The 21,683-nt window shown below is 66.8% G+C and carries 19 protein-coding genes, 1 pseudogene and 1 riboswitch; of the genes and pseudogenes, 11 read left to right on the plus strand and 9 right to left on the minus strand.

Going from position 1 to position 21,683, the window contains the following annotated elements:
- The first annotated feature begins 72 nt into the window (after positions 1-72).
- Positions 73-175, plus strand: a riboswitch (Fluoride riboswitch).
- 79 nt (positions 176-254) lie between these two features.
- From MRS60_RS30220 to MRS60_RS30230, 3 genes and pseudogenes are all read left to right on the plus strand, one after another.
- Positions 255-1,495 (plus strand): annotated as a pseudogene (locus tag MRS60_RS30220) (voltage-gated chloride channel family protein).
- A 70-nt stretch (positions 1,496-1,565) separates the two neighbouring features.
- The gene (locus MRS60_RS30225; RefSeq protein WP_243566222.1) at positions 1,566-2,183 is read left to right on the plus strand and encodes a shikimate kinase; all 618 of its coding nucleotides are present in this window, start codon (positions 1,566-1,568) and stop codon (positions 2,181-2,183) included.
- Positions 2,183-2,701: a GNAT family N-acetyltransferase gene (locus tag MRS60_RS30230; RefSeq protein WP_243566847.1), complete on the plus strand. Its 519-nt coding sequence runs from the start codon at positions 2,183-2,185 to the stop codon at positions 2,699-2,701. The genes MRS60_RS30225 and MRS60_RS30230 overlap by 1 nt, the downstream gene beginning before the upstream one ends.
- A gap of 725 nt (positions 2,702-3,426) precedes the next feature.
- On the opposite strand, the gene MRS60_RS30235 is transcribed toward MRS60_RS30230, so the two are convergent.
- The 3 genes from MRS60_RS30235 to MRS60_RS30245 form a co-directional block, all read right to left on the minus strand.
- Complete coding sequence (locus MRS60_RS30235; RefSeq protein ID WP_034185131.1) at positions 3,427-4,140, minus strand: riboflavin synthase; 714 nt, start codon at positions 4,138-4,140, stop codon at positions 3,427-3,429.
- Between the two features lie 242 nt (positions 4,141-4,382).
- A complete protein-coding gene (locus MRS60_RS30240) occupies positions 4,383-4,922 on the minus strand; it encodes a GNAT family N-acetyltransferase (RefSeq protein WP_105392316.1) in 540 nt (179 codons plus the stop codon).
- A gap of 227 nt (positions 4,923-5,149) precedes the next feature.
- Entirely contained in the window at positions 5,150-7,012 is a 1,863-nt protein-coding gene (locus MRS60_RS30245; protein ID WP_243566224.1) for an ABC transporter ATP-binding protein, read from the minus strand.
- 534 nt (positions 7,013-7,546) lie between these two features.
- Between MRS60_RS30245 and MRS60_RS30250 the strand changes: the two genes are divergently transcribed.
- Positions 7,547-8,428, plus strand: a complete 882-nt coding sequence (locus MRS60_RS30250) for a Dyp-type peroxidase (RefSeq protein WP_243566226.1) — start codon at positions 7,547-7,549, stop codon at positions 8,426-8,428.
- A gap of 104 nt (positions 8,429-8,532) precedes the next feature.
- On the opposite strand, the gene MRS60_RS30255 is transcribed toward MRS60_RS30250, so the two are convergent.
- The gene (locus MRS60_RS30255) at positions 8,533-8,934 is read right to left on the minus strand and encodes an OsmC family protein (protein ID WP_034185134.1); all 402 of its coding nucleotides are present in this window, start codon (positions 8,932-8,934) and stop codon (positions 8,533-8,535) included.
- 97 nt (positions 8,935-9,031) lie between these two features.
- Entirely contained in the window at positions 9,032-9,955 is a 924-nt protein-coding gene (locus MRS60_RS30260; RefSeq protein ID WP_034185135.1) for a LysR family transcriptional regulator, read from the minus strand.
- A gap of 486 nt (positions 9,956-10,441) precedes the next feature.
- Between MRS60_RS30260 and MRS60_RS30265 the strand changes: the two genes are divergently transcribed.
- The 6 genes from MRS60_RS30265 to MRS60_RS30290 all read left to right on the plus strand — a co-directional run bounded on the left by MRS60_RS30265 (position 10,442) and on the right by MRS60_RS30290 (position 16,484).
- Positions 10,442-11,506 (plus strand): helix-turn-helix domain-containing protein, encoded by a 1,065-nt coding sequence (locus MRS60_RS30265; protein WP_175746390.1) that lies wholly within the window; start codon positions 10,442-10,444, stop codon positions 11,504-11,506.
- The gene (locus MRS60_RS30270; RefSeq protein WP_034185137.1) at positions 11,455-12,771 is read left to right on the plus strand and encodes an Nramp family divalent metal transporter; all 1,317 of its coding nucleotides are present in this window, start codon (positions 11,455-11,457) and stop codon (positions 12,769-12,771) included. Before MRS60_RS30265 ends, MRS60_RS30270 begins: the two co-directional genes overlap by 52 nt.
- Before the next feature lie 81 nt (positions 12,772-12,852).
- Positions 12,853-13,443: a phosphatase PAP2 family protein gene (locus tag MRS60_RS30275; RefSeq protein WP_034185138.1), complete on the plus strand. Its 591-nt coding sequence runs from the start codon at positions 12,853-12,855 to the stop codon at positions 13,441-13,443.
- A 459-nt stretch (positions 13,444-13,902) separates the two neighbouring features.
- A complete protein-coding gene (locus MRS60_RS30280) occupies positions 13,903-14,691 on the plus strand; it encodes an SDR family oxidoreductase (protein WP_072439320.1) in 789 nt (262 codons plus the stop codon).
- A 44-nt stretch (positions 14,692-14,735) separates the two neighbouring features.
- Positions 14,736-15,752: an NADP-dependent oxidoreductase gene (locus tag MRS60_RS30285; RefSeq protein ID WP_131947286.1), complete on the plus strand. Its 1,017-nt coding sequence runs from the start codon at positions 14,736-14,738 to the stop codon at positions 15,750-15,752.
- Between the two features lie 207 nt (positions 15,753-15,959).
- On the plus strand, positions 15,960-16,484 hold the full coding sequence (locus MRS60_RS30290) for a thioesterase (RefSeq protein WP_243566228.1): 525 nt from the start codon (positions 15,960-15,962) through the stop codon (positions 16,482-16,484).
- A gap of 54 nt (positions 16,485-16,538) precedes the next feature.
- On the opposite strand, the gene MRS60_RS30295 is transcribed toward MRS60_RS30290, so the two are convergent.
- The 4 genes from MRS60_RS30295 to MRS60_RS30310 all read right to left on the minus strand — a co-directional run bounded on the left by MRS60_RS30295 (position 16,539) and on the right by MRS60_RS30310 (position 21,002).
- The gene (locus MRS60_RS30295; protein WP_034185142.1) at positions 16,539-17,591 is read right to left on the minus strand and encodes an AI-2E family transporter; all 1,053 of its coding nucleotides are present in this window, start codon (positions 17,589-17,591) and stop codon (positions 16,539-16,541) included.
- Positions 17,592-17,826: 235 nt separating this feature from the next.
- Positions 17,827-18,411 (minus strand): BPSL1445 family SYLF domain-containing lipoprotein, encoded by a 585-nt coding sequence (locus MRS60_RS30300; protein ID WP_034185143.1) that lies wholly within the window; start codon positions 18,409-18,411, stop codon positions 17,827-17,829.
- 71 nt (positions 18,412-18,482) lie between these two features.
- Complete coding sequence (locus MRS60_RS30305) at positions 18,483-18,869, minus strand: DUF883 family protein (protein ID WP_072439328.1); 387 nt, start codon at positions 18,867-18,869, stop codon at positions 18,483-18,485.
- Between the two features lie 285 nt (positions 18,870-19,154).
- Positions 19,155-21,002, minus strand: coding sequence for an ExeM/NucH family extracellular endonuclease (locus MRS60_RS30310; protein WP_243566230.1), 1,848 nt, complete (start codon positions 21,000-21,002; stop codon positions 19,155-19,157).
- A gap of 206 nt (positions 21,003-21,208) precedes the next feature.
- Between MRS60_RS30310 and MRS60_RS30315 the strand changes: the two genes are divergently transcribed.
- A complete protein-coding gene (locus MRS60_RS30315; protein WP_034185206.1) occupies positions 21,209-21,562 on the plus strand; it encodes a YciI family protein in 354 nt (117 codons plus the stop codon).
- Positions 21,563-21,683 lie beyond the last annotated feature (121 nt).

Genomic DNA, 21,683 nt, shown 5'->3' on the forward strand with positions numbered 1-21,683 from the left:
GGGAGCGCGACGCCGTTCCGGCCCGGTGCGCCGGCGCTGCATTGCGTGCGATGCGCGGCGTCGCGTACAATTGCGGCCTGCGGAGATGGCATGCCTCCCTGCGGTCGTTGCGGCGCGTTGCGCGCGGCGCGGCCCTCAACCGCCGGTTTGCCCGGCTGATGATGCCTGCGTGTTCCTGGGTTGTCAGGAGGTCGCAGGCCGTCCATGCGGTATTCTGCCGCCCAGGTTTTGATGTTCTGTCGAATCTGGAAATCATGTTTTTCACGACTTCTGCCGACCTGCTCGCGACCGTGCGCTACGTGTGCCGCTGGCTCGCGCTTTCGGCCCTGCTCGGCGCGCTGGCCGGCACGGCTTCCGCGCTGTTCCTGATCGCGCTCGACTGGGCGACCGGCACGCGCATGACGCATCCGTGGCTGCTGTGGGGCTGCCGGCCGCCGGTTTCGCGACCGGGTGGATCTATCATCGTTTCGGCCAGTCGGTCGCGCGCGGCAACAACCTGCTGATCGACGAGATCCACGACCCGAAGGCGCTCGTGCCGAAGCGGATGGCGCCGCTCGTGCTCGTCGCGACCGTCGTCACGCACCTGTTCGGCGGCTCGGCCGGCCGCGAGGGTACCGCCGTGCAGATGGGCGGCGCGCTCGCCGATCGCGTCACGCAGGTGTTCCGCCTCGATCGCGAGCATCGCCGCGTGCTGCTGATGGGCGGCATCGCGGCCGGTTTCGCGTCGGTGTTCGGCACGCCGCTCGCGGGCGCCGTGTTCGGGCTCGAGGTGCTCGCGATCGGGCGCGTGCGGTACGACGCGCTGCTGACCTGCGTCGCGTCGGCGATCGTCGCGGACGTCGTGTGCCGCGCGTGGGGCGTGCATCACACGGCCTATGCGATTCCGTTCGTGCCGGCCGTGTCGGCGACGGGGCTGGCCGTGACGGTCGTCGCGGGCATCGCGTTCGGCGTCGTCGGCCGGCTGTTCGCGTTTGCGACGCATGCGCTGACCGCGTGGTTCCGGCGCGTAATCTGCTATGCGCCGCTGCAGCCGGTGCTCGGCGGTCTGCTGGTCGCGGCGGCGGCCACCGTGCTGAACGTGCCGCAGTATCTCGGCCTCGGCATTCCGACGATCGAGGCCGCGTTTCACGGCCCGCTGCCGCTCTACGATTTCGCGGGCAAGTTCGCGTTCACCGTCGTCACGCTGGCGTCGGGGTTCAAGGGCGGCGAGGTGACGCCGCTGTTCTACATCGGCGCGACGCTCGGCAACGCGCTCGGCCAGGTGCTGGCGCTGCCGGTGCCCGTGCTCGCGGGGCTCGGTTTCGTCGCGGTGTTCGCGGGCGCGGCCAACACGCCGATCGCGTCGACGATCATGGCGATCGAACTGTTCGGCGCGGATATCGGCGTGTATGCGATCGTCGCGTGCGTCGTCGCGTATCTGTTTTCGGGGCACGCGGGGATTTATCGCGCGCAGCGCGTGGCGGTGGGGAAGGGAGCGCAGGCCGAGGGGGAGTGAGGCGGGCGTGGAAAGTAGATTCGTCGCGAATCTTCCGGAAACTTGAACCATGCGATGTCGGAGGTTGAACGTGTCGTTGCTTGCTCATCTCATCGGGCCGGGAGGCGCCGGCAAAACAACCGTTGGGGCAATCATTGCAGATCGCTTGAACTGGCGGTTTCTCGATGTGGATCAATGCTTCCTGGCGTCGCACGGGAACATCGCCGACTTCATCCGGAACCACGGATATGTCGAATACGCAGCACGCAACGTCCACCTATACGAGCAACTCAAACGCGGTATTTCAGCGCCCGCGATTTGCGCGGTTTCGTCCGGTTTCATGCTGTATCCGGAGGATGTCACGCCGACCTATCCGGCAGTTCGTCGGTGTATCGAGGAGGACATGCTCACGGCACTCCTGTTACCTGCGTTCGATCTTGAAAGCTGCGCGAAACTGATTGTGGACCGTCAAATGTCGAGGCCGTATCTGAACGCCGATGAGGCAAGCGAGATGCGAAAAATACGAGATCGATTTCCTGAGTTCATGCACTTGAGCTGCAGGCGGTTTGCGAGCAGCGGCGCACTCGAACACATTGCGGCCGATATCGAACGCTTTATCGTGGCGTCCTTGCCGTCGATTGAATGTCGTTCGCATTCGCTTACGCGCAGTCGCTGGATGCATCACGGCTGCCCGCAATCCGGGGATTGATGGTGATCTACCCTCAAATGACGGAATACGTTCTTCGACAACTGGAGGCTTGCGACGCAGCAGATGTCGCTGCGCTGCAGCACATCCTTGAGGCTGCGCCGGCATACGGCGTGACGGTATCAGGGGCGTTGCCGTCGTCGTCCGCGGCGCAGGAGATGTTCGAGGCGCTGCCGCCCGCGAAATCCGCTGCCGACAAATTTGTATTCGAGATTCGCTCGCAAGCCGGCGCGATCGGTTGCGTGGATTTTGTGCGCGGCTATCCTGAGGCGCGCACGGCATTTATCGGGCTCTTGCTGCTGGTCGAAACGGCTCAAGGCCAGTCGCACGGGCCGCAAGTCCTCCGTTTGCTCGAGGCGATGGCGACGGAGTGGGGCTGTTCCGTCATGCGCATTGCCGTCATCGAGACCAATACACGCGCACTGGCATTCTGGCGCCGAGAGGGATTTGTCGAGTTGTATCGCAAAGCAAGCGCCGGCTTTACTGGGGCGGCGATCGTGATGGAGCGCGCCGTCGGTTGATGCTCGCCTGGCGGGCCGATGCCGTGTGCCGGGGGCGCATACGATTGAACAGGGCCGCCATTCATTCCCGTCGACCGTGCGCCGATGCGGTATACAAGGTGCCGGAAACCGGGTGAGAGACATTCGATGACACTGGACGACTTTCTGACCGAAGCGAATCGCCTCGCCAGGCCATGCCGTCAATACCGTTTCGCGGATGGCGGAGAACCCGTCACCGGATACTGGCATGGCGTCGACGCGGGCGCGTTGTGCATGTCCTTCGAGCGCGACGGCACATGGTTGAACGTATCTCTCGACGAGGACGGTCAATCAGGTCGCGTGGAGACTTCCGTTGAACCCGTCCGCTCCGAAGGCCCGCTGTGCCGATCCGATGCAACGTCTCTCCCGCCGATCGAAGCGTTGTTCCGCTTCGGCTCTGCCTCGCTCGATGAATACCTGAGCGCACACGGCTGGCAGCGCGACTGGGGATTCAACAGCAACTTCAATGGCGTCGCAGCGCACGACTACGAGCGTGAATGGATGGCGCAATGCCCGCTCTACCCGGGCGGGGTGGTCGCCGTCGCGGGCGGGTGGAACATGTGCTGGCCCGACGACGACGGGGACGAACCGTTCGGCTTCGATCTCGTACGCTGGACGTTCGAGGAATCGGAACCGTGGGTCGAGGTGTTTGCCGACGGAAGCCGGTACTCGGTGATCCAGCGGATCACCTGGCACGCCGGCTTACGTTACTTCTTCGGCAGTCGCGCGACATTGCGCGCCAGCAGTTCCTCGATATCGACGCCTTTTTCCGCCAGCAGCGTCGTGACGATGCCGGTCAATTCGCCTAGCGTTTCCTTGACCGATTCCCGGATCGTATCCACGACGACCTGCGTGCTGCGCTCGATCTCGATGTTGACCTTGTCGTTGACGCCCTTCGCATCGAAGGTCGTCGCGCGTCGCGTTTCAGGAATCAGCCAGATTTCAAACCAGCCTTCGTCTCGATTGACGTCCGAAACGGTGAGGCTGCAGCCGTTGATCGCGATATAGCCCTTCGCGAACACATATCGTTTGAATTCGGCAGGCACGCCGATGCGAATCATCCGGTTGTGCTCGGACGACGCGATGTGCAGGATGGTCCCCGGGAAGTCGACATGGCCGGACAGCGGATGCCCGCCGATCTCCGCGCCGTCCTTCGCGGCCCGCTCCACGTTGATCCGCGCGCCAGTCGCCAGGTCGGCCAGCGTGGTGATCTTCAGGCTCGGCAGCATCACGTCGAAGTCGATCAGCTCCGGCGAATGGATGGTCGTCACCGTCAGGCACACGCCGTCGACCGAGACGCTGGCGCCGATCTCGATGTCGTCGGTAAACCGCTCGGGGAATTCGATGCTGAAGGTTCTCAGCTCCCCGTGATCCTTGATGGCCTTGATGACGCCAACGCCCTGCACAATGCCTGTAAACATGGTCGAACCCTCGTCGCAAATTTCCTGGTCGACATGATAAGTGATCCGGGGAGAGGCGTCGTCGCGAGGGGGCGGCTTCGGAACGGCAAGCGACATCCGTGAAATCCTGCCGTCGATCAAAGGTTCTTCGCCGATTTCAATGGATGTCGCTGTGCGGCCCGTGAGAGGCGGACAAATTTTCTTGAAGCGGCTTCACATGGCAGCATCGCCGCGAACATAGTCGACCGCGTATGGTGGATCGACTATGCATTTCTGGTGTTTTCGCGTATCAATCGAGGCGGGATTTGGTAAATGACCGACTGGTATTTCGGAGTCTCGCGACGGCCTGTTACAGTTCCGCCGAGAGACTCGGCGATACGTCGGCTCGGGTAGTTTTCTTCGGCAACGGGATAGGTAAAGCACTGAGTGCCGAGCGTAAGACATGCCCATTCCACGACGAGTCTGACCGCCTCGCGTCCGATACCTTCGTAATGCCGATCTTCGCGGATCCAAACGCCTAATTCCGGGCTGACATCGTTGACGTGATGAAACCCCACCAAGCCCAGGAACGCTCCACTATCGCGTTGACGAATCGCGAACACGTAGTCCGAGCCTTCGACTATTGCAGGTAGCCAAGTCTGCCAGACGCGATCGAAGCTCTCCCTGTCGGCCGGGGGTTCCCAAGCCATAAAGCGAGTAAGCGATGGCGTGATGCACTGAAACGCCGCATCGGCGTCGTTGGAAGAGAACGGCCTGATCGAAAGCCGGGCCGATTCGATATGAATCTCATGCGGACATAGCATCGTTCACCTCTGTGCGTTCATCATTTCCATCGAATTGTCGGCCATTTGTGCCGCCCGGTTGAATCCATCTTCCCGGCCGAATGCCGCCAGTCGCTGCCGCGACCCCGGAAGGTCGTGAATCATCGAAAAAGGCCGTGCGTCGGCACGGCCTCGATCCGAATCCGGTCGGGTCAACACGGCCCGGCGGTGATGATCCCACCGCCGGGCCGCATCGCGACACGCTTGCGTCAAGCCTCCGCCGGCTCGCCCAGCGGCCCGGCATCATCATCCGCCGTGCGCCGGGGCGAATCGATCAACCCCTTCGCGAGCTCCAGCGCCTGCCGCTCGAATAGCCGGCGGTAGATGCCGCCGTCGATGCGGATCAGCGCGTCGTGGTTGCCTTCCTCGATCACCTTGCCGCGATCGAGCACGAGCAGCCGGTCGAGCGCACGTACGGTCGACAGCCGGTGCGCGACGACGAGCGTCGTGCGGCCGACCATCAGCCGCTCCATCGCCTGCTGGATCAGCAGCTCGCTTTCGCTGTCGAGGCTCGACGTCGCTTCGTCGAGGATCAGGATCGGCGCATCGGCGAGGAACGCGCGCGCGATCGCGACGCGCTGGCGCTCGCCGCCCGACAGCTTGATCCCGCGTTCGCCGACGAGCGTGTCATAACCGTCCGGCAGCGTGGCGATGAAATCGTGCGCGCTGGCGAGCCGCGCGGCGTGCTCGATGTCCGCGCGGCTCGCGTCGGGGCGCGCATACGCGATGTTCTCCGCGAGCGTGCGGTGGAACAGCACGGGCTCCTGCTGGACGATTGCGATCTGGCTGCGCAGCGAATCCTGCTGCACGCGCGCGATGTCCTGCCCGTCGATCGTGATGCGGCCGCCCGATACGTCGTACAGGCGCTGGATCAGCTTGATGAACGTCGTCTTGCCCGACCCCGAGTGGCCGACGAGGCCCACGCGCTCGCCGGGCGCGATCCGCATCGAGAAATCGTCGTACAGCGGCACCGGATGGTTGCCGTAGCGGAACGTCACGTGCTCGAAGCGGATCTCGCCTTGCCCGATCCGGATGGCCGGCGCGCCGGGGCGATCGTCGATGCCGAGCGGCTGGCGTTCGAGCGCGACGAGTTCTTCCATGTCGTTCACCGAGCGCTGCAGGTTGCGGATGTGCATGCCGACGTCGCGCAGGTAACCCTGCAGCATGAAGAACATCGTCAGCGCGAACGCGATGTCGCCGACGCTCGCCTCATCGTTCGCCCACAGCCGCAGCGCGACGCCGATCATCGCGGCCTGCATCGCGACGAGCATCGCGCCCTGCAGCCCGCCGTTGAATGTGCCGCGCACCCACGTGCGGCGCGTGCGCTGCCGCCACTTGCCGATCACGCGCGCGAGCCGCGCTTCCTCGCGCGTCTCCGCGCCGAACGCCTTGACGACCGCGTTGCAGCTCACCGCGTCGGCGAGCGCGCCGCCCATGCGCGTATCCCACAGGTTGCCGAGCCGCGCGGCCGGCGCGACGACGCCGAGCGACACGGCGACCGTCACCGCGATGTACAGCAGCGAGCCCGCGCCGACGACAAGCCCCATCACGGGCCAGTGCGTGCCGAGCAGCACGGTTGCGCCGACCAGCATCGCGACCGACGGCAGCAGCGCGATCAGCACGGTGTCGTTCAGCAGGTCGAGCGCCCAGATGCCGCGCGTGATCTTGCGCACGGTCGAACCCGCGAAGCTGTTCGCGTGCCAGTCGGTCGAGAAGCGCTGCACGCGGTGGAACGATGCGGCGGCGATCTCGCTCATCATCTTCAGCGTGAGCGTGATGATGTTCAGGTAGACGCCTTGCCGCAGCACCGTCGCGCCGATGCCGAGCGCGGCGAGCGTGCCGAACGCGACGATCGCCGAATGCCATGCGGCGGCGCGGTCGGTCAGGCCGGTCGACAGCGCGTCGACGAGGCGGCCGGCGAACAGCGGCGTGAGCACGTCGGCGAGCGCGGCGAGCAGCGCGAAGGTCGCGACCGTGGCGATGCGCGCCGGCTGCTTGCGCCAGTAGCGGATGGTGAAGCCGAAGACGGCCTTGAATGCGTGGCCGCCCAGATGGGAGGTTTTTCTGGTCATTTATCATTGCCCGGCGCATCGCGCGACGGGACTTTCCGGTTCGGAGAACGTCGAAAACGCAACAGCCGGAGCCGCGTGGAAAACGCGGGCGGAACGAAACGGGCTGTCGGGAAAAGCGCGGCTGACGGGTTAGCGAAAAACTCGGGAGCCGGCGCGGACGGCGGGCTGGATCAGCTGCGCCGTGGGACCACGTTCGGGAAGGTTGCTGGCATTCGGAACATCTGCACCTCCCTGAAGTGAACGGTTGAAAGGACGCCGAAAAGACGTGTAAAGATTCTATCAGCAGTGTTCTGCACGCTGCAACGTCTGACGAATGCGGCGTTGCGGCGTCGATACGGTTAGTATTCAGGGTTTCGGCCCTTCTTTTGCGGGGCTTTCCGCGAAGCGGCGGCGCAAGGGCCGGCGGGCGCATCGATTACACTTCGGCGTCCGCGGCACGCGACGGTGCGTGCGTCCCGGCGCGACCCGACACAACGAGCGGCCAGCCGATGCGGCCCTCGAAGATTTACCCCCCGATACACTCCTGAGGAAACGATGAGCGACGTTCAGCAAGGCATCCTGGCTCCGATCGACACGGCGGCCCGATACCTCACTTTCACGATTTCGAATGACGGCAATGTGGCGGCGGCACTGGCCGCGCTGCGCGAGATCGTCGACGGGCGCGACACGGTCGTCGGTTTCGGACAGGCGCTGCCGGCGCACCTCGGGCGCCCGGTTCCGGGCCTGACCGACTATCCGGCGTTCGCGGTGAAGGACCGCACGCTGCCGGCGACGCCGGCCGACGTGTGGGTCTGGCTGCGCGCCGACGATCGCGGCGAGATCGTGCTGCGTGCGCGGGCGATCGAGCGCGCTCTGGCGCCGGCGTTCGCGCTGCAGGACGCCGTCGACGGCTTCCGCTATTCGAACGATCGCGACCTGTCCGGCTACGAGGACGGCACCGAGAACCCGACCGGCGACGACGCGCTCGACGCGGCGATCGTGGCGGGGCAGGGTGCGGGGCTCGACGGTTCGAGCTTCGTCGCGGTCCAGCAGTGGCTGCACGACTTCGACCAGATGGAGCGCATTCCGTCGGGCGACATGGACAACATCATCGGGCGCCGCCGCTCGGACAACGAGGAACTCGACGACGCGCCCGAGTTCGCGCACGTGAAGCGCACCGCGCAGGAAAGCTTCGAGCCGGAGGCGTTCATGCTGCGCCGTTCGTCGCCGTGGTCGGACGCGCGCCGCGCGGGCCTCTACTTCGTTGCGTTCGGCTGCTCGTTCCGCGCGTTCGACGTGCAGATGCGCCGCATGAGCGGCGCGGACGACGGGATCGTCGACGGCCTGTTCCGCTTCACGCGGCCGCTGACGGGCGCGTATTTCTGGTGCCCGCCGATGAAGGACGGCAAGCTGGACCTGTCCGCGCTCGGACTGTAAGCGCCTGGTCGTATCGATGGACGGGCGGGCTGCGCATCGTGCGCGGCCCGCCCGTTTTGTTTGTCAGGCGTCGATGGTGTGCCGCGTGCCGCTCGCCGCGCACGTCACTTCAACGTCGTCTCGATTCGCGTACCGCGCTTGATGAACTGCGTCACGGGCGTCTTCTCGCAGATCTCGGCGAGGCGCTGGCGTTGCGCGTCGTCGAGCGGACCGTCGAGCGTCACGACGCGGCGCACGTATTGCACGCCTTCGCGATCGGCATGCAGCTCGGTGCGCACGTCGATGCGCGCGGCCGGCCACGACTTGCGCTGCATGTACATGCGGAGCGTCGCGGCCGTGCATTGCGCGAGACCGGCAAGCACGAACTCGTACGGTGCCGGCCCGCGATCCTGGCCGCCTTCGCGCGGCGCTTCGTCACCGGTCAGCGCATGCGTGCCGGCCTGCAGCTGGACGACGTAATCGGGCGCGTCGGCATCGAGGACGGCGGCGGCATGGATGAGCGACATGGCAAGTCTCCGGTAAGCGGGAAAAAGGAAGCGGGCGACGCATGGCGGCGCGAACCCGTCAGCATACCGTTTCGCTCGTAACGGCGTCCGCAGCGTGTTATGCGTCGGCGACGCCCGCGCTGCTGCGCACGAGCGCGGCGATGCGTTCGCGCACCCACTGGTGCGCGCGATCGGTGTCGCGCGATTCGTGCCAGTACGCGAGCAGCGGGAACGGCCTGAGCCGCAGCGGCAGCGGCCGCACGACGATCGGCAGCAGCGCGGCCATCCGCAGCGCATAGGTGTGCGGCAGCGTGACCAGCAGGTCGCCGGTCGCGGCGATCTGGCATGCGGCGAAATAGTGCTGGCAGGTGAGCCGGATATCGCGGAAGCGCCCGTCGCTGCCGAGCAATACGTCGAGCGATTGCGGTTCGCCGAACGACGACACCGCGATATGCCGCGCCGCGAAATAGTCGCCGCGCCGCAGCGGGTCGCGCGCGAGCGGATGATCGCGGCGCAGTGCGACGACGAGCGAATCGTCGAGCAGGTGCTCGGTGGCGATGCGCGGGCCCGTCTGCACGCGACGCTCGACCGCGAGATCGAGATTGCCCGATGCGAGTTCGCGCTCGATGTCGGGCACCGCGATGCGACGGCTCACGAGCCGCAGGCCCGGCGCTTCGTCGGCGAACGCGGCGACGATCCGCGGCAGCGCGATCGATTCGAGCACGTCGCGAATGCCGACCGCGATGCTCAGGTCGAGCGTTGCGGGATCGAATGCCGACGGATCGCGCACGGTGCCTTGCAGGCCCTTCAAGTGCAACTGCACGTCCGCGATGATCGACCGTGTGCGCTCGGTCGGCACGACGCGGTTGCCCTGGCGCACGAACAGCGGATCGTCGAAATGCGCGCGCAGCCGGTTGAGCGCGTGCGTGACCGCGGGCTGCGTGAGATGCAGCGCGCGGGCGGCCGCGCCGATGCCGCCGTGCACGTAAACGGCGTCGAGCACGCGAAACAGGTTCAGGTCGAGACGGTGATCGGCGGGCACGGGGCGCAGGCGGCGTGGTGAACGGTGGATCGATTCTAAAGGATGCGCAGGCAACGGATGCGCGGGCTTTCGTGTGCGGCGATCGATGACGTTCGATGCATGTCGGGGCCGTTCTGGCCGGTATGCAACCGCAGCTTCGTCCGATGCGCAATGCAGCGAAACGCGCGCATCGTGACGCATGACGGCGCAATGATCGGCTTCATCGACAGGCTCGATGCCGTGTTGGCATACGATCAGTTCGCGACAGCCTGTAGTAATCCGCCATCATGCTGTCCACGTCGGCCATTTCGCGCCAAAGGCGCTACCCGTTCGGCTAAGATGCCGTCGCTTCATATTTCGGGATAGCCGTCCTGTCGCACGCATTCAAACCAAATATAAGCCTGACAGTTCGACGGTATTAGAAGAAGTCGAAACAAGTCGGGGGCTTGGCCAGTGAATGCAGCAGATCAGAGGTGGGTCGTTATCTATTTGAGTACGGGGTTTTCGTTGGCCCAGGCCGCGCGTCTCGCCGAGGCTTTCAACCTGGCGAATCGCCTGCATGCGTTCAGTGCGGATTACCAGTTGAAGTACGTATCCGAAAGCGGGGGACTGTTGCAGTCGTCGTCCGGCGTGAGCATCGCGGCCGATCCGCTCGGCGACGAGCACGGCCGTCGTGCGCTCGCGTTCTTTCATCTTCACGGCGATCGCGCGGCCGTCAACTGGAACGACGCGTTGCAGCGGCGCCTGACCGACATTCGCCGGCACGCGCGCTGGATCGTCGATGCGATGGACCTGCCCGCGCTCGCGGCCACGCAGCGGCCGTCGGCGGCGATCCACGTGTCGCCCGGCAAAGCCGGGCGCCGCGCCGACGCGACGGTCGAACTGCAGGCCGGCGAGACCGACGTGTTCGCGGCCGCGCTCGACATGTTCCGCGCCGATCTCGGCGACAGTGCCGCGCAGGAGATCGCCAGCAACATGCTGCGGCCGGTCGAGCAGCGCTATGCACAGTCGATGTGGGCGTTTCGCGAACTGAGCGCGAGCCCGTCGATCCGGATGTCGGCGCAGCGGCTGCGCGCGCTGAGCGTGAACCGCATCTCGATCGCGAACGCCGCACAGGCCGCCGCGATGAGCGAGCGCAATTTCCTGCGGCGCTTCAAGAAGGAGATCGGCGTGACGCCGACCGCGTTCGTCCAGCAGGTGCGGCTCGAGCGCGCGTGCCACATGCTGATCCATACGACGCTGCCGGCCGACAAGGTCGCGCGCCGCACGGGGTTCGGCAGCGGCGAGCGGCTCGCGAAGCTGTTTCGTCAGCGCCTGCTGATGTCGCCGACCGAATTTCGCGTCGCCGAGCGGGAAAAGATCCTTGGCCACGATGCCGCGTCGCGCGATGCGGACGACCGACCTGCAGCCGAGTTTTGCGAGGGCGGAGGGGCGAATTGCGGCGCGCGCGCCGACGCGCGGGAGAAAACGGGGCGGATACCCGTAGAATCGTCCTGTCGCGATCTCGATTCCCGGTTTACATGCCCTTCCTCCCCACTACCGCCACCGCCCCTTTCTGCCCGTCGGAAGTAAAGGGCAGCATCACGATCGACGCCGGCGCGCCACGCTGGCAGAAGCTCAAGCGCTTTTTCGGCCCCGGCCTGCTCGTCGCGATCGGTTACATGGATCCCGGCAACTGGGCGACCGACATCCAGGCCGGCTCGCAGTTCGGCTATTCGCTGCTGTGGGTCGTCGCGTTCTCGAGCCTCGCGGCGATCTTCCTGCAGATGCTCGCGGCGCGGCTCGGCCTCGTCGCGGGCAGGGATCTCGCGCAGGCCAGCTACGACCGCTACGGCCGGTTTGGCCGCATCGTGCAGTGGGTCACCGCCGAAGTGTCGATCATCGCGTGCGACATCGCGGAAGTCCTCGGCTGCGCGCTTGCGTTCAAGCTGCTGCTCGGTGTGCCGCTCGCGTGGGGGATCGTGCTGACCGCGCTCGACACGATGATCGTGCTCGGCCTGCAGGGCAAGGGGTTCCGGCAGATCGAGGCGATCGTGCTCGGGCTGATCGCGACGATGGCGTTCTGCTTCGTCGCGCAGGTCGCGATCACGCCGCCCGACTGGCACGCGGTGGTCGGCGGGCTCGTGCCCGGCGATCCGGGCCACGACCGCAAGGATGCGATCGTGCTCGCGCTCGGCATCGTCGGCGCGACGATCATGCCGCACAACCTGTACCTGCATTCGTCGGTCGTGCAGACGCGGCATGTCGTCGGCGGCACGCGCGGCGTGGTCCGCGACACGCTCGCGCTGGTGCGCATCGATACCTGCGTGTCGCTGTTCGTCGCGATGCTCGTCAATGCAGCGATCCTGATCGTCGCGGGGGCGGCGTTCCATGCGACGGGCCAGCACAACGTGACCGACATCGAGCAGGCCTACAAGCTGATTACGCCGATCGCGGGCGGCGCGGCCGCGCTGCTGTTCGGCATCGCGCTGCTCGCGTCGGGGCAAAGCTCGACGCTGACCGGCACGATCGCCGGCCAGGTGATCATGGACGGCTTCCTGCACACGAAGATCCCGTGCTACCAGCGCCGGCTGATCACGCGCGGGCTCGCGCTCGTGCCGGCGCTGATCGGCGTGCTGTGGCTCGGCGACGGGTCGGTCGGGAAACTGCTCGTCTGGAGCCAGGTGCTGCTGAGCCTGCAGCTGCCGTTCGCGATGTGGCCGCTGATTCGGTCGGTCAGCGATCGCAACGTGATGGGCGAGCACACGATCGGCCGCGGGATGCAGGTTGCCGCGTGGGCGCTGTTCGTCGTCATCACCGGCACGAACCTGCTGCTGATCACCGGTGTCGCGGGCTGATACAGCCTGTCACAGGCTGACACAGACGCGCTGCGCGCATGCGGTAAACTGCGGCCTTTCGATCGTCGTCCGAAGTCCGTTATGTGGAGTGAAATCAGCAACATCGGCGATGCCGCGCTGACCTTGCCGATCGCGCTGACCTGCGCGGCGTGGCTGGCGCTGACCGACTGGCGCGTCGCCGTGCGCTGGGTCGTGCTGCTGGCCGCCGGCATGGGCCTTGTCGGCGCAACCAAGATCCTGTATGCCGGGTGCGGCATCGAGATTCCCCAATTCGATTTCCGCGTGATCAGCGGCCATACGATGCTGTCGACGTCGGTGTGGACGGTCGCGCTGTCGATGCTGTGGCAGGCGTTCCGGCCGGGCAAGGCGCCCGGCATCGCGGCCGGGCTGGCCGTCGGCGCGGTCACGGCCGTCGCGCGCGTGTTCGATCACTCGCACACGATTCCGGAAGTCGTCGTCGGCTGGATGCTCGGCGCGCTGGTCGCGCTGATGTTCCTGCGCGGCTACGACGGCGCGCGCCAGCGCGCGTTCTCGCCGCGCATCGCGGCCGTCTGCCTGCTGCTCGTGTCGGGCATCGCTTACGGGAACCGTGCGCCGTTCCAGCAGATGATCGATACGCATTCGCCGCAACTCTGCGCGTTCGTGCGCGCGCCGTCGGGCGACGGATTCTGACGGTTGCCGGTTGCGGCGGCCCGGTGTTTCGGTGTTCCGGTGCCGCCAGGTTGCCGCCGGCGATCGCCCGGCGGTTGCGCGATTCCTCTTCCCGATCGTTCGCTGTCTGTCGCGGCACGCCTCGTCCGTCATTCCCAGAATCAACGAACCGGCCGGTCCACGGGATCGGCCGTGCCGCTTTGCGCATTGGCACCGGCGCACGAAAGTCATGAGCGGAGTCTATGACTGGGCATAACGAATATTCATTTCATCGATTGGCGGCATTCGCGTACGCTGGCTGTCGTTCGACCGCGGCCGGCTGCCCGGCGCGCGTCGCGCTCGTCTCGATATACTCGCGGAAACCGTGCGGCACCTTATGACGTCGACGCGCCGTCGACCGGCATGCGTCGGCCGCGACACGCACGGAAAACCCGTCGCGGCAGCGTTCCGCGACGATGACTCACGACAGGAGCAGCTCACATGACAGTCGTTTCTTCGCGCCTCGCCGGCAAGTGCGCATACATTACGGGCGCCGCGGGCGGCCTCGGCCGCGCGATCGCGCGCCGGATGGTCGAGCAGGGCGCGCGCGTGTTCTTGACCGACATCGCCGAAGCGGCGGTGCTCGACGCGTTCGCGCAGGAACTCAACGCGGGCCACGCGACGCCGGTCGCGTTCGCCGCGACGCAGGACGTGCGCGACGAAGCGCGCTGGCAGGCGCTGCTCGCGCAGGCGAACGATGCGATGGGCGGGCTGTCGGTGCTCGTCAACAATGCGGGCGTCGGCTCGATCGGCTCGCCCGCGCAAATCGAGCTGGACGAATGGCGGCGCGTGATGGCGATCAACGTCGAGAGCATCGTGCTCGGCTGCAAGCATGCGCTGTCGTACCTGGGCGCGAGCCATCCCGCATCGATCATCAACATCTCGTCGGTCGCCGCGTTCAAGGTCGAGCCGGATTTCACCGCGTACAACGCGTCGAAGGCGGCGGTCGCGTCGCTGACGAAATCGGTCGCGATCGATTGCGCACGCCGCGAGCTCGACGTGCGCTGCAACTCGATTCACCCGGCGTTCATCCGCACGGGGATCGTCGAGCCGCTGTTCCAGACGCTCGGCGAACGCGACGCGACGCGCAAGCTCGCGCGCGGCATTCCGCTGCGCCGGCTCGGCGAGCCGGACGACGTCGCGCATGCGGCCGTGTATCTCGCATCCGACGAAAGCCGCTTCGTGACGGCCGCCGAACTCGTGATCGACGGCGGCATGTGCGCGGTCTGACGCGCATCCCGCATCCCGCATAACAACCACCGGAGGAGAACATCGTGTCGACACCCGTGAACCGCCAACTGCTGCTGAAGACGCGCCCGGAAGGGCGGGTCGGCCGCGAACACTTCTCGCTCGTCGAGACGCCGGTGCCGGCGCTCGCGGACGGCGAGGTGCTCGTGCGCGTGCTGTACCTGTCGATGGACCCGACCAACCGCGTGTGGATGAGCGACGTGCCGCAGTACCTGCCGCCCGTCGCGATCGGCGAGGTGATGCGCGCGCTCGGTATCGGTCGCGTGGTCGCGTCGCGCCATGCCGGCTTCGCGGAAGGCGATCTCGTGCAGGGGCTCGTCGGCTGGCAGGACTACGCGGTCGTGCCGGCCGACCAGGCCGCGCAGCTCGTGAAGCTGCCCGCGCAGTCGGGCCTGCCGCTGCCGACGCTGCTCGGCGCGTGCGGAATGAGCGGGCTGACCGCGTATTACGGGCTGACCGACATCGCGCCGGTGCAGCCCGGCGAGACGCTCGTCGTGTCGGCGGCGGCCGGGTCGGTCGGCTCGATCGCCGGGCAGATCGGCAAGATCCACGGCGCGCGCGTGGTCGGCATCGCGGGCGGCGCGGACAAGTGCCGCTACCTGACCGAGACGCTCGGCTTCGACGCGGCCGTCGACTACAAGGCCGACGATTTCCGTCAGCAACTGAAGGCGGCGACGCCGGACGGCGTGCACGTGAACTTCGAGAATGTCGGCGGCGAGGTGATGCGCGCGGTGTTGTCGCGGATGGTGATCGGCGGGCGCGTCGCGCTGTGCGGCGTGATCTCGAACTACAACAGCGGACGCGCGGCCGACGACGTCGGCGTGCTGATCTCGAAGCGGCTGACGATGCGCGGCTTCCTGATCCTCGATTACCGCAAGAGCCGCGAAGCCGTGCAGACGCTCGCGGGCTGGCTGCGCGACGGTCGGCTCAAGGCCGAGGAAACTGTTGCCGACGGTCTCGAAAACGCGCCCGACGTGCTGAATCGTCTGTTCGACGGCGACCATCGAGGCAAGCTTGTGCTGCGTGTCGATCCGAACGCATGACCGGCTTGCGATGCACCGTGCGATGCCGGTCGCGGGTTGCGGCGATGCATAGTCGAATGTGGTGAGTTCGATCGACCGGGTCTCAATTTAGGACTTGTCCCATATATTGTCCGGGCGTCTCTCCTTAAAGTGATTGCCAGCAAACAGGCGGCGTGACCGACGCGTCACGCCGCCTTTTTTCTGGTCACGCGGCAGAGGAGAGGGAACATGCGAAACAACGCGAAGCGGGCGGCATCGGCGGCGATGCGTAATCGAACGCCGCGAACGGTGCGGTGCGCCGGCGCCGTGCGGATGATGGCGATCGGACTCGGCGTCGTATTCGCGATGTCGAATGCGGCGGCGGCCGGGCAGGCCACGTCGGACGGCGTCGTGCGGTTCAGCGGTGCGCTCGTCGATCTCTACGATGTGACGTTCGACGCGCCGTCGGGCGCGGTTGTCGAAGGACGGGAAGCGGCGGGCGGCGGGGCCGCGGCGACGCTCCGGTTCGATGCGCATGGCCGGCGTTTGCCGGGTGCTCATGTGGCACTGGTCGGGCCCGACGGTGCGCCGTTCGCACTGGATGCCGATTCGGGCGTGCGCGCAACGTGGCGCGATGCGCGCGACGATCGAAGCGTGCCGCTGGTGTCGGGCCGCGTTCATCGTGTGGGCCCGTATGGCGGCGTGATGACCGTCGCGGCAGATGAAGCGACGGGCGCCGTGGCGCCCGTCGTGATCAGGATTCGCCATCCGTGACGGACGGCTTGTGCGTTCGGATCGGGCGATGGCGGCCGAGGGCCACGCGCCGCATTATTCGCCCTGTTCGGCGCGCGCGTAGATGTCCCAGCTCGCCATGAACAGCGCGGCGACGAGCGGCCCGATCACGAAGCCGTTGATGCCGAACAGCGCCATCCCGCCGAGCGTCGAGATCAGCACGACCCAGTCGGGCATCTTCGTGTCCTTGCCGACGAGGATCGGGCGCAGCAGGTTGTCGACGAGGCCGATCACGCCGACGCAGAACGCGACGAGGATCACGCATTTCCAGATCGCGCCGATCGCCAGGAAGTAGAGCGCGGCCGGTATCCACACGAGGCTCGCGCCGATCGCGGGCAGCAGCGACAGGAACGCCATCAGCGCGCCCCACAGCACGACGCCCTGGATGTCGAGGATCCAGAAGATCAGCCCGCCGAGCGCGCCCTGCACGAGCGCGACCGCGATGTTGCCTTTCACGGTCGCGCGCACGACCGTCGTGAACTTCGCGAGCAGCAGATTCTTGTGCTCCTCGTCGAGCGGCAGCGCGCGGCGCACGCGCCGGCCGATCTCGCCGCCGTCGCGCAGCAGGAAGAACACCATGTACAGCATCACGCCGAAGCTGACGATGAACTGGAACGTGTTCTGGCCGATGCTGAACGCCTGGGTCGCGGCGAACTGGCTGATCTGCGCGGCGCCGTCGGTCAGCTTCTTCTGGATGCCGGGGATGTTGGTCAGCCCGTATTTGGCGAGCACGCGCTGGATCGAGGTCGGCAGCGCGTGGATGATGTCCTGGAAGTACTGCGAATAGTTCGGCTGCGCGGTCTTGATTTCCTGGTACACGTACGCGATTTCCTGCACGAGCGTCGCGGTGACGAACACGAGCGGCAGGATCACGATCAGGACGATCAGCGTCATCGTCACGAGTGCGGCCAGGTTGCGCCGCTTGCCGAAGCGCGCCGCGAGCCAGCGCTGCACCGGCTGGAACAGGATCGCGAGAATGGCGCCCCAGAACACGGCCCCGGAGAACGGCGCGAGAATCCCGCACATGCCGACGGTGACCGCGAACAGCAGGAAATAGAAGAATTTTTGGTGGTCGTGTCCGCTATCCATGGGTGGCATTCGCGCAGATTGATGCTTGGTTTGATTGAATCTCGTTGCCCCGGGCGCGATCGGCTCGCGAACGTCACGGGTTCGCTGCGGAACACGCAGCGGGGCGGCCCATCGGGAGTATGCCCGCAAAGGTGCCGCCATCATAACCGCTGCGCGCGACCCATGCGAAAACGCCGCGGCCGGGGCCGCGGCGCTGCCGGGAAGCGAACGCGGCGCAAGGCCGCGTGCGGTACCGTCAGATATTGAGCTTCGTGACCTTGGTGCCGTTCACCGACAGGTCGCCCATCAGGCCCGCGTTGGTCAGGACCAGCACCTGGACCGGCGCGGTGGCCGTGGTGGTGTCGACCGCGCCGTTCGCGCCGACCTTCACGACCGCGACCGATGCGTCGGCGCCGGCGGCCCAGCCGTCCGACTTGCGGAACGAGTCGAGCGCATCCTGCGTCATGAACAGGAACACGATCGCCTTCGACTGTGCGCCGGCCTGCAGGCCGACCGACAGCGACGACGTGTTGTAGTAGCCGACGGTGCTGCCGCCGACGCGCAGCGCGCCGTTGCCGGACTGGCCACCGATGATGAGACCGGCCTGCAGCACGTTCGGGAACACGAGTACGCCGCGCGATTTCGCGACGAGTTCACGCGAGCCCGGCACCGTCGAATAGAGGCGCGACAGCGTCGCGTTCACGCTCGCGTCGATCGACTGGCGCTTCGACGCGCTGGCCGATGCGGTTTCGGGTTTGTCGGGCGTGGTCGTGCAGCCGGCGAGTGCAAGGCTGCCGAGCATCACGGCGGCGGCGGCTTTCATGGCGAGGGACTTCTGCATGGCGGTTCTCCTTCGTGTCTGATTGAGGACGGAGCGGGCAGCGGGGCGGCAGGTGGTGCGGGCAGCCCCGTTCAACGGCGGGCAAGGAGCAGGCCCGCAACGAACGCGAGGCCGGCGACGACGCCGGCGGTCTGCCACGGGTTGTCGTGCACGACCTGCGACACGCGTTCGGCCGAATCGCGCAGCCGGGCGGCCGCGCTGCCCGACGCGTAGTCGAGCGCGCTGCGCGCTTCGTCGAGCCTCGACTGCACGCGCTTGCGCAGCGCGGCGATATCGCCGTCGCCGTCGTTTTTCAACAGGTCTTCCAGTTCGTCGACCAGCCCGCGCAGATCGTCGGTCACGTCGGCATGCAGATCACGGGCGGCGGAGCGCGTCGTGCGTCCCACGCGCCGGCCGGTGCGACGGATGTCGGCCAGGCCGCGGTCCAGTTTGTGTTCGATCGAGTCGGTGAGCGCCATGGTGTTTATCCTCCTTCGATTCCAGGCCAATTTGAAGATAAGACGAATCCCAGCAATTGATGTGATTCACTTGCCCCAATTGAGTTTCGAGACAAATTTTCAATTCGTTGGCAGGATCGCCGCGAAGCCCCGTCGCGCGGGGCGGTGCGACGGTTGAAAAAATTTCGCAATCGGGCGAATCGGCGTATCGGACAGCGGTGCGAAAGTGAATGTCCGGTAAATATGGCGTCGCCAGGGGTGTCAGGTAAATAGTGCCGTTGCAGGCCTTGTGTTGAAGCAAATGCACTAGTCGACGCGATTGGGTGGAGCATGGTTTGTTCCCGAGCCGCGCGGCGAGCCGCCGTCGTCAAGCGCGACATCGACGACGACGGGATCGTGGTCCGAAGAGCGGTATGCGTCGGGGGCGTAATAAGACGCCCGGTGCGCGTGCGTCTTGTAATCGGGCACGGCTTGCAGCGCAACCGGTTCGTCGGCGTTGATGTGCCATATGTGCACGGCCTTCACGCGTGCGGCGAGCGGCGACGTGGCCAGCGCGTGGTCGAGGTTGCCGGCTTCGCCGCGAAATACGTAGCTGTACGCAGCGTCGCCGACGAAGCGCGCAACCAGGTTCGCGTAGCCGCGCGCTTCGAGCGCGCGAATCGGATCTTCCTTCGCATAGCTGTTCAGGTCGCCGATCAGCAGCACACCGTCGGCCGCGGCGCCCGTCGGCGAAGCGGCGAGCCAGCCGGCGATGCGCGCGGCCGCCCGCGTGCGTGCCGCATTCCAGCAGCCCTGGCCGTCCGCCTGGTCGAGGTCGGCGCCGGTCGCGTTCGGGCAGTTCTTCGACTTCAGGTGATTGACCGCGACCGTGAACGCGCGCGTGCCGCCGATGCGCCGGAAGGTCTGCGCAAGCGGCGGGCGGTGCCGGCCGCCGAGCGCGACGGTCGCGGCGCGCCCGACCGGCTCGACCGTGCGGCTGTCGTACAGCAGCGCGACCGCGATCGCATCGCGGCCGAGCCGCGCGGCGCCGGGATCGACCGCGCGCCAGCCGTCGCCAAGTTGCGCAGCGAGACGCCGCACCGCGCTCGCGTCGCCGTGGCCGTTGTTCGCGATTTCCATCAGCCCGATCACGTCGGCGCGCAGCGCACGCAACGCCGCGACGATCTTCGCTTCCTGCCGCGCGAAGACAGCGTGCGTTTTTGCGCCACGGTTGGCCGGCGCGTCGAATCCGCCGCCATGACCGTCGCCGTTGAAATAGTTGAAAACGTTGAACGACGCGATGCGTACGTCGGCGTCCGCATGCCGGGCCGGCGCATCGGTACGCGGATTCGCGGCGGCGTCGAACACCGGCGCCGCGCCGGCTGTCGGTTGCAGCCGCCACGTGCCGTAGCGCAGTTCGAGCACGCCTTCGACGCCGCGCACCGTGTAGCCTGCGCGCAGCGTATTGGCGGCGCTCAGCGCGGGCGGCGGATAGCGGACGGTTTCGGGATCGCGACGGCTCGAGCCGTCGTCGAGCACGATGCGGTTGCGCGCGTTGGCCGCCGAATGCGCGGCGGCTTCGTCCGGCGGCACGACGTGGGTCGGGATGCGCAGCCGGCCGTTGCTGAGAACGACGCTGCCGTAGCGGCCGAGTTCGTGCGTATCGCTGACCGTCAGCGTTTGCGGCAGGCGCACCCGCATGCCTTCGTGCGCGGCCAGCACGGCCGGCGCGGCGACCGGCAGCGTGAGCGTCGCCGGCGTGACCGTCTGCCCGCGTGCGCAGACGGCGATGCCGCCCGACAGCACGAACTGCGTGCGGCCGTATCGATCGTCGACCTGGCCCGTGAGATGCACGAGATCGCCGGGGCTCGCGCGTGCGTTCGGTGCATACACGAACAGGCCTTCCGGGACGCCCGGCCGATGCCGCCGTTGCGCGTCGGCCTGCTGGACGAAGAAGCCGCCGAAGCTATCGGCACCGCCGAACGCCGCGGTGACGACGGCTTCGATCGACGTCGTTTGCCCGGCCAGCGGTGACGGGCCGCCGGCGCTGCGGAGGTCGGCAATCGCCGAGGTCGCGCCGCCGCAGCCGGCGCTGACCGGCGGCGCGGCGGGGGCAGGCCGGACGGAGAGGGCGAGCGATAGCGCAACGGCAAGCGGCGGAAGCAGGCGTGACATGGGACGGTCCACTGGAAGAAAATCCGACAGTTCGGGAGCGCATCTTGACGGCAAAATGCCGGGAAGCGGCCGAATTGGCCGTCCGGCCAGTGCCGGATGGCCAACGATGCAGGCAGGCCTCGCCGCGGCTGTTACGCTTTCGCACGGGCGTCGCACGCCGATCGCGCAGCGAACGCTGCCGCACCCCGTCCCTACAGGAGAAGTCCATGTCTTACATGCTGTTGATTGTCGAACCGACCGACCAGCGCGCCGAACGCACGCTCGACGAAGGCCAGGCGCTTTACGCACGGATGGTCGATTTCGCCGAGACGCTGAAGGCGCGCGGCGTGCTGCGCGGCGTCGAGTCGCTGGAGCGTTCCGAGCGCGGCACGCGCGTGCAGGTGCGCGACGGCGAGACGCGCCTGCTCGACGGCCCGTTCGCGGAGGCGAAGGAGATGGTCGGCGGCTTCTTCCTCGTCGACGTCGACACGCGCGAGGAAGCGATCGAGATCGCACGTCAGTGCCCGGCCGCGCAATGGTGCACGGTCGAGGTACGCGCGGTCGGCCCGTGCTTCCTGTGAAGGCGGCGACTCGGTATTTACCCTGATTTGTCGTGGCGCGTGTCGATCCGGCCGTGTTCCGCCCGTCGTCCGGATAAGGCGCCGATGAACGGGCGTCTCCTTTCACCGACGACAAGGAGTG

The sequence above is a fragment of the Burkholderia pyrrocinia genome (assembly GCF_022809715.1).
GTDB lineage: Bacteria > Pseudomonadota > Gammaproteobacteria > Burkholderiales > Burkholderiaceae > Burkholderia > Burkholderia pyrrocinia_C.